The organism is Sphingobacterium sp. HJSM2_6 (assembly GCF_049316305.1).
Lineage (GTDB): Bacteria > Bacteroidota > Bacteroidia > Sphingobacteriales > Sphingobacteriaceae > Sphingobacterium.
Window position 1 is genome coordinate 219119 of record NZ_JBMOXB010000003.1, and the last position, 12985, is coordinate 232103.

Below are 12985 nucleotides of genomic sequence, written 5' to 3' on the forward strand. Positions count from 1 at the left end.
GACTTAAGGTATGAGTTGGTGTTTTCGCTTGGATGGTAATACAGGTTTCACTCGCAAACTTGGGGATTCCTGTTCTTTTAATTTTAATGTATCAGGTAAACTTGGCTTCTTTACTAAACTATCCAATACAGGGCTATTTTTTAAAGCTGTGCTATCTTTAGGAAGTTTCAATGGAGCACCATGAAAGAAATTCTTTTCTAATAAAAATGAAATTCCAGAATTTTCAAACGTCCTTCTAGAATAATCCAATATTGTTAAGTTTATCGAATCCGATTTCGCATTTAAGATCATGTTGTTTAACTGATTGACTATGCGCTGCTCCTTCATAGTTCTATTGACACTGTCTTGATAAACAGCATTTTTTATGGAGTCCATTTTTACAAATTCACGTTCTTCCAATTCCAAATTCTTAACCACCTCCGTATAGGTGCGCTCATTTAGTTTTGGATTTCCATAGTAGTAAACTAGGTTATTTTTAAATGAATTGGAATCTAGGTCATATTTCAAAAACAATTCTTCGTAAAGCGGATCGATTACTTTTCGAGCACTATCAGGAGATAGCGACACCAAGTAACCATCAAGTATATGCATATCTGTAAATAAGGCAATCATCTCTTTCTCGGAAAGTATACCCCTTGGAGTACCTTTCTTACAAGAAGAACTGATAAAAAACAACAGCAATAAAACAATTATTAATCGATGCATTTCGTAAATTTGTACAAAATTAAGTAAATCCTAGCATATAGCTTTCCAAATTTAATTAAAGAGTATCCATTACTATGAGTATTTCATCAAATATTGAAACTTTACAAAACGAATTAACTCCTATAGGTGTTCAATTAATTGCTATTTCAAAAACAAAATCCAATGAGGACATCTTAGAAGCCTATCAGGCTGGCCAGCGCATATTTGGTGAAAATCAAGTTCAGGAGCTTACAGCCAAGCATGAAGCACTTCCCAAAGATATACAATGGCATCTAGTAGGTCATCTTCAAACAAATAAGGTGAAATACATTGCAGACTTCATCTCCCTTATACATTCTGTTGATTCCTTAAAACTATTACAAGAAATTAATAAACATGCTTTAAAAAGCGATCGAATTATTGATTGTCTTTTACAAGTCTATATTGCAGATGAAGACAGCAAGTTTGGGTTAGACCATGCGGAAGTTATTGAACTATTACGCAGTGAAGAATTGCAAGAACTAAAAAACATCAGAATCTGTGGTCTCATGGGTATTGCTAGTAATACCAGTAATGAACGCATTATAAAAGAAGAATTTTACGAATTGAAGATCTTATTTGATGGAATCAAAACCACCTATTTCCGAAAAGATCCTTCTTTTCAAATCTTATCGATGGGTATGTCCTCAGATTATAAATTAGCCATAGAACAAGGAGCTAATATGGTCCGATTAGGCAGTACCATCTTTGGCCAACGCGTAATCAAACATTTTAAAGCGTAAGTATGAATTTTCAAATACGATCAGCCAAACGATCTGACTGTCCAAGGATGATGGAGCTCATTCAAGAATTAGCCATATTTGAAAAAGCTCCAAATGAAGTCACTGTTAGTCTAGCTGAGTTTGAAGATGCTGGATTCGGAAATAACCCCGTATGGGCCGCATTTGTTGGTGAAATAGACGGTAGCATAGTAGCTCTTTCTTTATATTATATCCGCTATTCCACCTGGAAAGGTAGAAGATTATATTTAGAAGATTTAATCATTACCGAACAATACCGAGGCAAAGGTTATGGAAAACTGCTTTTAGATCATACCATTAATTATGCAAAAACCAGCAATTACAGTGGTATGATGTGGCAAGTATTAGATTGGAATAAACCTGCAATTGACTTTTATAAGAAATACGATTGCAATTTTGATGAGGAATGGATAAATGTTAGCATTAATTTTCAATAAAACTATCCTACGCTATGTTTTCATTGTAGTTTGTTTGTACCTAAGTCAGGCATGTCTTCGTCCACCTGCTGAGCAGACAAAGGCACACAGCATATTCAATAAAAACCTGACAGACACTGCCGTATACCAGCAAAAAACAGTTTTCGAGGCTAGTCCATATCTTACTGAAAACGAGGGTCAGCTGGACACTAGCTTTGTAAAAATAACTTACCCTGAATTTAAGGATAGTATACTAAATGGTATAGTGACCGATGCTATGCTGTTAGAAGGCGAAACGAATATTCAACATTACGTCAATAATTTCATTGAAAGTTATGGCAATTTCATTGAAGAAAACGACATTCAATATCCTATAGCATGGTCCAAAGAAACCAATGTTGATGTACAAGTGCTAACGCCAGAAATCATCAGTATACGGAATAGAACCTATGAATTCACGGGCGGAGCACATGGCAATTATTTTGAACTCTGGTCCAACTATTCACTACAGGACTATAAAAAACTAGACCTTAATCGTTTTATTTCTGAGGATAAAATAAAAGATTTTACTAAAATTGCAGAAAAAATTTTCAGAAATCAAGAAGGTTTGCAAGATACAAGCAACTTAGAAAGGGATTATTTCTTCGAAAATGGAAAATTTGCTTTAGCAGCCAACTATGGATTTTTAAAAAAAGGTATTGCTTTTTTTTATAACACGTATGAAATAAAACCTTATTCAGCAGGTCCAACACAACTTATTGTACCTTATGAACAAGTTGAACATATCCTTACGAATACTGGAAAACAATATGTAAAGCATATTAAAGACTTTTATCAAACTATTAACTAGCATAAATGCAAGTATTTAAATTTGGTGGTGCTTCGGTAAAAAGTGCTGAAAATATTAAAAACGTCGTATCTATTATTGAAAAATATAAGGATACGGAATTATTGGTAGTCGTATCTGCTATTGGAAAGACGACTGATAAACTAGCTCAGATTACAAGCGATTATTTCAAAAATCAGGGGGATCCATTACAGCTGTTAGAGCAATTGAAAAATGAACATTTCGAGTTATTAGATCAGCTTTTTACAGACCGTACGGCTTCAATTTATGATGATATTGCCAATACATTTGTCGAGGTCGAATGGATATTAGAAGAAGAAGCTCAAGACAGCTTTGATTACCTATTTGATCAAATCGTATCCATCGGCGAATTACTGTCGACTAAAATTATAGCAGCTTATGCTCAAAATCAAGGTTTACCAGCGATATGGGTAGATGCTCGAGACTATATATTTACCGACAATACTTACCAAGAAGCTAAAGTAGACTGGGAAAAAACTGAGGAAAAAATACGTAAAGATTTTCCGGTTATTCTGGACGATCAAATTATTATTACGCAAGGTTTTATTGGTTCTACTTCTGAAAACTTTACAACTACATTAGGTAGAGAGGGCTCAGATTATTCTGCAGCCATATTCGCTGCCAGTTTAAACGCTGAAAACATCACCATTTGGAAAGATGTTCCCGGCGTGTTGAATGCCGATCCTAAATGGTTTGATCAAACAGAGCTTATTCCAGAATTGTCCTATACCGATGCTATCGAATTGACCTACTATGGCGCTACTGTAATTCACCCAAAAACGATCAAACCTTTACAAAACAAAAAAATCACTTTAAATGTAAGGTCTTTTATTAATCCCTCTGCTCCTGGCACCCAGATTAAAACGACCAATCAAACCTTGCCGGTTCCATCCTTCATTTTTAAGGTGAATCAAGTATTTATCAATATACAGCCCCGCGATTTTTCCTTCATCGTCGAGGATAATTTAAGTCATATTTTCAATGCTTTCCACAATCATCGTATTAAAATCAATATGATGCACAATTCTGCCATCAGCTTTTCAGTCAGCGTAGACGATACTGGAGAAAATGTATTGAATCTATTGGAACAATTGAAACAACGTTACAAAGTTTCGGTAGAAAAAGGACTTGAACTTATTACCATTCGATACTACAATCAACAAACGATAGATCGAGTATTAGTAAATAAGGAAATAATTCGCGAACTTAAGGACAGTTACACTTGCCAAATGCTGGTGAAAAACAAAGATGAATAAACATATATTAAAAGAGGATGTACAAAATTACCTTAAAGCAAATCGGGAGAAATCACCGGTGGAGATTGCTTTAAAGAAAAGTCCTTTTGAACATGTGAGTTCAGCTGAGTTGGCATCGCAAATAGATGGATGGCAACGAAGTGTCCGAAAATTGCCTACCTGGGCCAACAGTGAAGGTATTTATTATCCTGACAAAATAAACCTTGAACAATGTTCTTCAGAACATACTGCATTAATTAAACAACTGTTGATTCATAAAGGTACTCGAGTTATTGACTTAACGGGAGGTTTTAGTGTAGATAGTTGTTACATGGCCCAAGAAGCTTCCGAATTAATTCATTGCGAATTGAATGAAAAACTTTCTGCGATAGTTCATCATAATGCTGCTGTACTGAAAGTTCAAAACTTAATCTGTTATGCGGGAGATGGCATTGAAGTACTACGGCAAAGTGATGACCAAGCTTTTGATTATATCTATGTTGATCCTTCTAGAAGAATCAATCAAGGTAAAGTATTTTTATTAGCACATTGCGAACCTAATCTTTTGGAATATCAGGAATTATTTTTCCAAAAAAGTAAATACATCATTAGCAAATTGTCTCCTTTGCTTGACATTTCAATGGCACTTGAACAGCTGAGCCGAGTCAAATATATTTATGTAATCAGCTTAGACAATGATTGTAAAGAATTATTATTTATCCAAGATAAAGATTATTCCGGTCAAGCCAAGATTAGGGCCATACGCTTATTTCAGAATCAATTACAAAGTTTTGAGTTTACTTATGAAGAAGAACGAGGAATCATTAGCCGATTCCTAAAACCGCAACATTACCTTTATGATCCTGATGTGGCCATTATGAAAGCTGGAGCATTCAAATCGGTGGGAAAGCAATTTGGTCTAGGAAAACTACATCAGCACAGCCACCTATACACTTCCGAGAAATTGGAAACCGATTTCCCTGGCCGTGTGTTTGAAATCGAAACAGTTCTATCTCTTACTGATTTCAAAAAAAATAATCCATGGCCTCAAGCCAATGTAGCAACAAGAAACTTTCCAGAAAAAGTCGAAATCATCAAAAAGAAATATAAAATTAAAGATGGTGGAAAACAGTATTTATTTTTCACCACCGATATCAGTAATCAGCTAATAGTTATTGCTGCCAAGCGAATAAGTTAATTCATCGTCATAAAATAATTAGGCTATCTATATATTTTTTTAAGGAGCTATCATATTTTGTTTATTTAACGTCAGTTCGATATATATTTGATCCTCCGTTCTATTTGTTAGACTGTTATTGCGTACAACCTGAGCGTCTGACTGAATTTTCGCCTCGTCAATTTTGATAAGTGAATTATTGGATTTGCAAAATAATATAGTCATTTAAACAGTTACATTCCCTATAAAAAACCATCAAATTTTTTACCTTCAAATAATCAGCCAAATCAATACAATCCTGTGTTAAAATTCGATTTTCGTGCCCCCAAATTCCATAACATAACATCCTAGCAATTTCATAAATTGCTTCTTTATCACCTAATAATACTGATTTCAAATATAACGAAAATGCATATTTATCATTTTTTTCGACTCCTTTGCCTTTTTTATAACAAACAGCTAATCTAATAATGCAAACGGGTAAAATTGACGTGATGTCTACTCTAACAATTCTACAGCTTTCAATATATTCTTATCAACAACCTTTCCATAAAGGTACCAGGTTGCTAAAGAATATTGCGCCTTTTTATTTTTTAATTGTGAAACTTTCTCTAATAAACTGAGTTGGGTTTAAGCAGCAAGGAATACTCGATTTTCTTGCTGTTCAAATTGAATATTTAAAGAAGGTTTTTTAAGAAAGAAAGCATATGCTGCCAATACTCCTAGAATATTCAATAAGAAGTTATTTACAGACCTATGCCTTGTATGCTATAGCTTACAAGTGTTTTTCAATTCGTCATTTACACATTCAATAATGGCGCATTTTCGTACAGATCCTTCAGATGAGGCAGGGCATCATGCACATAGAAAGACTTGAGATTCGTAAATTGAGCTGTATGAAAAGGAACCATTAGGCTGATGATCTCACTATCACACAAACTTGTTTTACGGCATCTATTTCCTAATTTTTTATCTTCAATTCGTTTTTCTTCTAACATGGGTTGAATTTACCTTCGGTGCTACTTCGCGGTCTTTGCAAAAATCATCCAATTTACGAAAATTTACGAATAAATAATTTTATTATAAAGGGATTCATGAGCACTTCGTGGCTCTATAACTTTATCTCTTAACACAGGACTTGATTTACATTTTTAAGAATTTGACTATCAACTAATTATACGCAAAAATCAAGACCATTTTTATGCATTTAACTCTCTTTTTTAATCTTTTTTCTTATCCCGAACTCGTTAAATAGAAAATTTAATCCAATCGTATAAAACCCCAAATCTTCTATAACTTTATCTGACGATATAAATTGTTGAAAACCAATATTTGGAGATAAAGTAGAATTATCTCCAATTTTAAAATTAAATATATTCAAATCCGCATTAAATACCAATATATGATCAGCTTTATTGACAGTTTTTTGAAGCCCAACATTAAAATACATTTTATCACTTTTAGCATCATAAGAATCTCCCATTATCAAATTTGCTAAGTACTTAGGGTAGATAGATATATTTCCTCCTATGCTAACAATATCTTCTTTTATTAAGTTTGCTCCACCAAAATGTGAATAAGACAATACCGGACTTATTGAAAATAATTTGTAGACAGTAAAGCTTCTTTCTAATTGGATCGTATTGCTATTTATTCCCCATTTTTTGGTTTCCTTGCTGTCAGGGATCCCAAATTTATAAGTAACAGAATATTTATTTCTAACTTCTGAAAGTTTATCTTGTGCTTGGACGATTTTAGGATTAACAGCTATTAAAATTAAAATTGATGTTATATATAAAATTTTCATATTTTATTTATTTAAATAATTTAACCACTGCTTCTTTATACCAAGACAAAGTTTTATAAAAATCTTTGTATTTGGGCTCTTCTGGGATTGATATACTCAATCCAGAAAATGCTTTTATCTCATAATTTAGAAAATTTGGTGTCGCAGCTTTGAATAAGACACATTTTCTTAATGCTAAAGTAATTTTTTCGGACTCTTCTTTGCTAAAATTTTAAAAACGAATGATTTCATAATTTAATTTTTAGTTTATATAACTCTATTAAATATAGATATTTTTTCAAAATAAACACATATATCACAAAAAAATCGATAAACATAAATTTCGAATTAATAAAAACCTATAATATAAAAATAATTTCAATATTTTTTATCTCTAAATGATAATTTTATTTAAAATCATCTTTTTCTGAACGCTAATTATTCCTCATTGTTGTAATTTATCAAACTTTTCATTAAAATATTTTTCAACATGATCTATTTTCCATCCAGAATATTTATCTAGTGTATCCTAAACATTACCTTTCGTATCAAATCCTTTATATACTTTCGAATAGCAGAATCAATCATATCAATCTTATTCGCTCCCTTTTTTCGGGAATTTATTTTTATTTCTTTTTCAATATTTTCTAAGGCTTTTTAAAAACGTTTAGCAAAAATCTGCTCCCTGTATTTTGGATCTGTCAGTAGTCTTTCTCTATCCTCGATTAACTTTTCATTACGAGCTCTCAAAGTCATTATTCCATTTGGTAAAATATACTTGAACCTCCTCTGATAGGATCCAATCCAATGTCTATGAATGGTCTTCCACTCCTCATTTGTTGCAACAACTTAACGCTACTTCAGATATGTTTACATACAGGAGGCAATTCTAATATTTCCATGATGATTTTTTTCAAAAGGTTCACTAATGTTACCTTTAGAACTACTTAATCGTTCATTGGTTAATTTAAAAATTACAGCATAGTCTCCTTTGTTTTATGGATATTTTGACTTAAGTATAAATTAGCAAAGGCTTGAGCAAATGACATCATGAATGGAGTGTAATATACTATTCATATCTTATCTTGAAGAATTACTCCATTACTAGCTATTACCATAATACCATTTTGATCAGTATACTAAAAATATTTTTCATTGTCGCACCAGCTAATGGAATTGTTAAATCAAAATAAACAATTGACGTTTTTAATTGTTCTATTTCACTATTTTTTTAAAGAGGATCTTCTTGCTTATCTTCTGAATTTCCTAATTAAGATTTTAATACATTATTGCCTATTCATACAAATCTCCTTCGGATCTTCATCGGAGGTTAGCCGTAAATCAACCGAAAAATCCCGAAGAACATCCAAAGCAAATCCTTATTAAAGCAGTTTGATTTTTGAACTTTATCAACAGCATACTTAGATTCACAATAAGTAAAACAAACAAGGAAAATCAAGTAGATTTTTGAAAATCCATACATTCAGATTACACAAACAAAGCAAAAGATAAATTATCTTTATCGCATGAACAATGTCCAATTTTCAGTTTTAGAATTAGCAAACCTTTGTAAAAATAAAACTACCCAAGATGCGATCGAACGAGCAAAAATAGGTGCTCAGCATATTGATACCTTGGGGTATACAAGACTATGGTTAGCTGAACACCATAATATGGAGCATATAGCCAGCTCGGCTACTTCCGTATTGATAGGACATTTGGCCAACTGCACTTCGCATATTCGCTTGGGCTCTGGAGGAATAATGCTCCCTAATCATGCTCCCTTAGTCATTGCAGAACAGTTTGGCACCTTAGGCACCATTTATCCTAATCGAATAGATTTAGGACTGGGCAGAGCTCCTGGCACAGATCAAACTACAGCCTTAGCTTTACGAAGAAATAATCTGAATACCGCTTTTTACTTTCGTGATGATGTGAAGGAATTACAACAATATTTCAGTGCAGAAAATGCTATTTCAAAAGTTAGAGCCTTTCCAGGCGAAGGGGTTCAAGTGCCCATTTGGATTTTAGGATCCAGTACCGATAGTGCCTATTTAGCAGCTGAATTAGGTTTGCCTTACGCCTTTGCAGCACATTTTGCACCAGCTATGTTAAAAACAGCCTCCAAGATTTATAGAGACCATTTTAAACCATCTGAACAACTGCAAACACCATATTTTATGGCATGTGTCAATGTCATCGCTGCTGAGACTACAGAAGAAGCACAAATATTGTCGACAAGTTTATTTAATTTATTTGCAGGAATTATTACCAATCAACGTAGACCTTTATCTCCACCGACAGATAAGCCCATTTATGCTGGAATTACTGAGATTGAACAAGCAGTTAATTCCATGGTATCTTGTACTTTTGTAGGCGACGCAAATGCCTTAGCGAGCCAGCTAACTTCTTTTATAACAGAAATTGGAGTAGATGAAATCATGGTTACAAACTATATTTATGATGATCAAAAGCGTTTAGATGCGTTTAATTTTATTGCTGAAGCATTTGAACTAATCAACGCTCCTACAAAGGCTTAAATTTTTCACGGCAGTAAACTTGCTTTACATGTGAATAAAATAGATTTAGCTAATACGGCAATTCGAATTACGATATGAAATTTTATTTACACATTTATAGCAAAAATTAGATTTTGATTATTCAATACTATTTTGTAGTTTAAACTTATTAACACACACGACTATTTTACAGCAAAAATTGCACTTCTTTTTATTAATTTAGAGGCGTATGATATGGAATTCTTCACATGTATGCTCAGCTATCATTCAAAAGCCTGAACAACTGCAACAACTCGTAAAAAAAATTGATGAAATTGATGTGGCCGATAAAGAATCGCATTACATTTCTATTATTGGTGGAGGACCTAAAGGTTTTTATGCTTTAACGCAGTTCTTAACGTTATGTGATCGCAGGGGTTTAAATACAAACGTTCAAATTCATTGGTTTAATTCAAATCCAAATTTTGGTTCTGGACCACATTATCAGCCCGATTTACCAGACTACCTGTTGTTGAATCAATGCATTGCCGATGTTAATTGTTGGGAAGAAGAAGAATGGAAGCTAGATGAGGAAAAACACGCTAGTTTAAAAGCTTGGATACAAAAACACAAAACATGTAATCAAACCGTTCAGAATGAAGATTTGTGCACGCGGGAATTATTTGGCCGGTATTTAATAGATTCCTTATTATCCATATTACAAGCCCATAAATCGAATATCCGTATTCACCTCATTCAAGGTAAAATTGAAGATATTTCCTTGACCAAAAAGTACATTAAGTTGACTGCAAATCAGCAAGTTTTACCTTATAAATACCAATCCATCTTGTTGGCTACAGGGCATTCTTTTCAGAATATTATTCCAGAAGCTATTATAAACAATGCGTCTAGCGAAGTTTCTTATATTTCAGAACCCTACCCGCTCCAACAATTAGATCATATACGTCCCAAATCAGAAGTGGCTATTCGTGGTATAGGGTTAAGCTTTATCGATGTCATGTTATATTTAACCGAGGGAAGAGGAGGCATTTTTTATAAAAATGATCAGGAATTAAAATATTTACCTTCAGGTAATGAGCCTATTTTGTTTCCATTTTCAAAAACTAACTTGCCTATATTACCAAATAATATCTTTTGGAAAGATCAAAAATATCAACCCAAGTTTTTTACTAATGAGTTTATTGAGCAGTTATTAGCCACAAAAAAAACGAAAAATTTTCAGAAAGACATTTTCCCTACCCTAGACTTAGAAGTAAAATATGCTTTTTATTCCCGTTTAGAACATTTAGTGGATGCACCTGAAGAAGAGATCTTGAAATTTATTGAGGAACGGCAAGATGATGAACGATTCACCATAAATGCATTGACAGACCCGATTAGTTATTCTAGAGTATCCCCTGAGGCAAACTTTAATGAATTTATAACAGATTTAAGTATCTATTGCCTTCGTTTTATGGATGCCGGAGAATTATTTAGTCCGATGAGTACCGCATTAGCTGCTGTACGGGAATCATTTTTTCAGATGAGAAAATTATACAATTTTTCAAATCTGAAGGGTAAATCGCAGGAGAAATTCGATCAAGACTGGCTAGGCCCATTGACCCAGTTAGCCTTAGGTCCCGCAAGGATTAATGTTGAAAAATTCTTTTGTTTATTGACAGAAGGCTACATTAAATTTATTTATTACGAAGAACCTGAGGTTAGCGTTTTAGAAGACAAAATTTGCATTAAATCCAATCATGTTGAAAAAACATTTGATTACTTGATTGAGGCTAGGGTGGCAAAACTGAATTTAAGAATGGGTAATTGTCAACTTATTAACAAATTATATCAAAAGAAAATAATTCGCGAATTAGTCAATGGCAGCTACCATACTGGCAAAATTGCTATAAATAAAAATGGAAAACTCAAACAATTAACTTCCAACCATTTGATATATTTATACGGTACACCTACAGAAGGTGCGGTATTACACAATGACCATCTTTGTAAGGAGAAAAACAATTTTGCATATTTTTGGGCATTAAAGACGATTCAGAAAATTGAGAATAACTTCCCCAAAGAATTAATAAGCGTAGCCGATTTTACAGTGATTTAAACGATGTGCATTTTTGAGCTCGGGGAATAAACAACCTAATTGATACTATTCATAATTACTTAACAGTATCCTAATATTGAATACATGATGAATGCTTATTTTTGATTATTAAAAATAATTAATATGATAAAAGACGAAATTTTAATTTTAGAAAACACTCCATTTTTTCAGGAGTTCTTATTTGATGGCGACGATTTTAATGCTGAAGAGGATTAAAATCCCCCATCAAATAATCTTCAACTACTCTTACCCAATCTACTGCCTACCCCATCCTACTTACTTCAACATTACTTTTCTCTTAAATATGTTTATCCATTAACTTCTATCAATCTTGCAATAAAGCATGTTGTCTAGCAGTCAATAAATTTCTATATACTATATTTAGTTCCTCATCCATTTGAATCCCTCGAATTCCAGTCCAAGGAAATAATTCATTCAAATCCTCATACAGTAAACTTACTATTTTACGACAATCAGCAGAAATACGTTGATACAGAATAATATTCAAATCGAACTGAGCACTTACGGCATTGTTCCAAGCTTGCATAAATAAATCCATTAACTGTGTTTTATCGCTAAGAAATTTCACTTGCTTTTGATCCAATACGCTAAACCTTTTCTTGATAAGATCTTGATTGATTGTATTAACTTTTGATTTTTCGAATAAGTACTTTTCCATAAGGTCTAAAAATCGGCGATACATCCCTAAATAATTAACCGTTAGGGTCATTTCTGCGAAAGAAATAAATGGAATATCGAATATAGGTGAGGCATTTGTTTTCGCTTCAGCGACTAATTGGAATGTATTTTTCTCGTCCACAACTAATCGATCTATTGAAAAACTATGGCTTGCAGTACATTCAAGCCCCATAGAATTCCAATCATAGTGTAGCAATACATGTTCCCGAGGTATCACGAATGAACGGACCAATGCTTCACCTTCCGCATTCCATTGCGGAATACCGGCATGATATATAGGGGCATTTAAGGTAAAATGAGTTAGGTGCGGTGATCCTGTTGCATATTTCCAAAAACCAGAAAGTATATAAGATTCACCATTCCAATCTGCCTTACCAGCGATTTGCCCACTACCACCAAGACAAATTTGAGGATTTTCCCATAGTTTAGTCGCGAACTCTTGGTTTATAAATCCGACAAACATATTCGCTCCAGAACAAAGAGTAACTGTCCAAGCCAAACCTCCATCCCTATACGCAAGTTCTTCCAAACGGTTTAATCCATCCACTAAACTCAACTCCAAACCATTATACGGTATTGGAACCCATAGATTAAACCATTTATGGGTATATAACCAACTTAGTTGCTCTTGAGTCAGTGATTTATTCGCGATCGCTAACGATTGCCAATTTTTTAAATTTTCAATTTCCTGAAGGGTAAACAT

12 protein-coding genes and 1 pseudogene are annotated in these 12985 nt (G+C 33.3%); 7 read left to right on the top strand and 6 right to left on the bottom strand.

Going from position 1 to position 12985, the window contains the following annotated elements; all coding sequences use genetic code 11:
- Nucleotides 1–3: 3 nt before the first annotated feature.
- Nucleotides 4–705 carry a DUF4296 domain-containing protein gene (locus ACFRAE_RS04725; RefSeq protein ID WP_422795973.1) on the bottom strand — a complete coding sequence of 234 codons (702 nt, stop codon included), beginning with the start codon at nt 703–705 and terminating at the stop codon, nt 4–6.
- A gap of 74 nt (nt 706–779) precedes the next feature.
- On the opposite strand from ACFRAE_RS04725, the gene ACFRAE_RS04730 reads away from it, so the two are divergent.
- The 5 genes from ACFRAE_RS04730 to ACFRAE_RS04750 are packed head-to-tail and all read left to right on the top strand — an operon-like array spanning nt 780 to nt 5201.
- The gene (locus tag ACFRAE_RS04730; RefSeq protein ID WP_422795974.1) at nt 780–1466 is read left to right on the top strand and encodes a YggS family pyridoxal phosphate-dependent enzyme; all 687 of its coding nucleotides are present in this window, start codon (nt 780–782) and stop codon (nt 1464–1466) included.
- A gap of 2 nt (nt 1467–1468) precedes the next feature.
- Entirely contained in the window at nt 1469–1921 is a 453-nt protein-coding gene (locus ACFRAE_RS04735; protein ID WP_422795975.1) for a GNAT family N-acetyltransferase, read from the top strand.
- Nucleotides 1899–2750, top strand: coding sequence for a DUF3298 domain-containing protein (locus tag ACFRAE_RS04740; RefSeq protein WP_422795976.1), 852 nt, complete (start codon nt 1899–1901; stop codon nt 2748–2750). The genes ACFRAE_RS04735 and ACFRAE_RS04740 overlap by 23 nt, the downstream gene beginning before the upstream one ends.
- 5 nt (nt 2751–2755) lie before the next feature.
- Nucleotides 2756–4024 carry an aspartate kinase gene (locus tag ACFRAE_RS04745; protein ID WP_422795977.1) on the top strand — a complete coding sequence of 423 codons (1269 nt, stop codon included), beginning with the start codon at nt 2756–2758 and terminating at the stop codon, nt 4022–4024.
- Nucleotides 4017–5201: a THUMP-like domain-containing protein gene (locus tag ACFRAE_RS04750; RefSeq protein WP_422795978.1), complete on the top strand. Its 1185-nt coding sequence runs from the start codon at nt 4017–4019 to the stop codon at nt 5199–5201. Before ACFRAE_RS04745 ends, ACFRAE_RS04750 begins: the two co-directional genes overlap by 8 nt.
- A 175-nt stretch (nt 5202–5376) precedes the next feature.
- Here the strand turns inward: ACFRAE_RS04750 and ACFRAE_RS04755 are convergent, their stop codons facing one another.
- The 4 genes and pseudogenes from ACFRAE_RS04755 to ACFRAE_RS04770 all read right to left on the bottom strand — a co-directional run bounded on the left by ACFRAE_RS04755 (nt 5377) and on the right by ACFRAE_RS04770 (nt 6987).
- A complete protein-coding gene (locus ACFRAE_RS04755; RefSeq protein ID WP_422796004.1) occupies nt 5377–5706 on the bottom strand; it encodes a tetratricopeptide repeat protein in 330 nt (109 codons plus the stop codon).
- A gap of 104 nt (nt 5707–5810) precedes the next feature.
- Nucleotides 5811–6011, bottom strand: a pseudogene (locus ACFRAE_RS04760) (transposase); the annotation flags it as partial.
- Nucleotides 5981–6178 (bottom strand): hypothetical protein, encoded by a 198-nt coding sequence (locus ACFRAE_RS04765; protein ID WP_422795979.1) that lies wholly within the window; start codon nt 6176–6178, stop codon nt 5981–5983. The pseudogene ACFRAE_RS04760 and the gene ACFRAE_RS04765, both read right to left, overlap by 31 nt.
- A gap of 209 nt (nt 6179–6387) precedes the next feature.
- Nucleotides 6388–6987, bottom strand: a complete 600-nt coding sequence (locus tag ACFRAE_RS04770) for a hypothetical protein (RefSeq protein ID WP_422795980.1) — start codon at nt 6985–6987, stop codon at nt 6388–6390.
- Nucleotides 6988–8492: 1505 nt separating this feature from the next.
- Between ACFRAE_RS04770 and ACFRAE_RS04775 the strand changes: the two genes are divergently transcribed.
- Both ACFRAE_RS04775 and ACFRAE_RS04780 read left to right on the top strand, forming a co-directional pair.
- Entirely contained in the window at nt 8493–9506 is a 1014-nt protein-coding gene (locus ACFRAE_RS04775; protein WP_422795981.1) for an LLM class flavin-dependent oxidoreductase, read from the top strand.
- A gap of 208 nt (nt 9507–9714) precedes the next feature.
- Nucleotides 9715–11583, top strand: a complete 1869-nt coding sequence (locus ACFRAE_RS04780; protein ID WP_422795982.1) for an FAD/NAD(P)-binding protein — start codon at nt 9715–9717, stop codon at nt 11581–11583.
- A 325-nt stretch (nt 11584–11908) separates the two neighbouring features.
- Here the strand turns inward: ACFRAE_RS04780 and ACFRAE_RS04785 are convergent, their stop codons facing one another.
- Entirely contained in the window at nt 11909–12985 is a 1077-nt protein-coding gene (locus tag ACFRAE_RS04785; RefSeq protein ID WP_422795983.1) for an acyl-CoA dehydrogenase, read from the bottom strand.

Bases quoted from the DNA above. Each gene is read 5' to 3' on its own strand.
- ACFRAE_RS04765 (WP_422795979.1), bottom strand. From the start codon at position 6,178: ATGTTAGAAGAAAAACGAATTGAAGATAAAAAATTAGGAAATAGATGC.
- ACFRAE_RS04730 (WP_422795974.1), top strand. From the start codon at position 780: ATGAGTATTTCATCAAATATTGAAACTTTACAAAACGAATTAACTCCT.
- ACFRAE_RS04740 (WP_422795976.1), top strand. From the start codon at position 1,899: ATGTTAGCATTAATTTTCAATAAAACTATCCTACGCTATGTTTTCATT.
- ACFRAE_RS04725 (WP_422795973.1), bottom strand. From the start codon at position 705: ATGCATCGATTAATAATTGTTTTATTGCTGTTGTTTTTTATCAGTTCT.
- ACFRAE_RS04775 (WP_422795981.1), top strand. From the start codon at position 8,493: ATGAACAATGTCCAATTTTCAGTTTTAGAATTAGCAAACCTTTGTAAA.
- ACFRAE_RS04745 (WP_422795977.1), top strand. From the start codon at position 2,756: ATGCAAGTATTTAAATTTGGTGGTGCTTCGGTAAAAAGTGCTGAAAAT.
- ACFRAE_RS04780 (WP_422795982.1), top strand. From the start codon at position 9,715: ATGATATGGAATTCTTCACATGTATGCTCAGCTATCATTCAAAAGCCT.
- ACFRAE_RS04785 (WP_422795983.1), bottom strand. From the start codon at position 12,985: ATGTTTACCCTTCAGGAAATTGAAAATTTAAAAAATTGGCAATCGTTA.
- ACFRAE_RS04750 (WP_422795978.1), top strand. From the start codon at position 4,017: ATGAATAAACATATATTAAAAGAGGATGTACAAAATTACCTTAAAGCA.
- ACFRAE_RS04770 (WP_422795980.1), bottom strand. From the start codon at position 6,987: ATGAAAATTTTATATATAACATCAATTTTAATTTTAATAGCTGTTAAT.
- ACFRAE_RS04735 (WP_422795975.1), top strand. From the start codon at position 1,469: ATGAATTTTCAAATACGATCAGCCAAACGATCTGACTGTCCAAGGATG.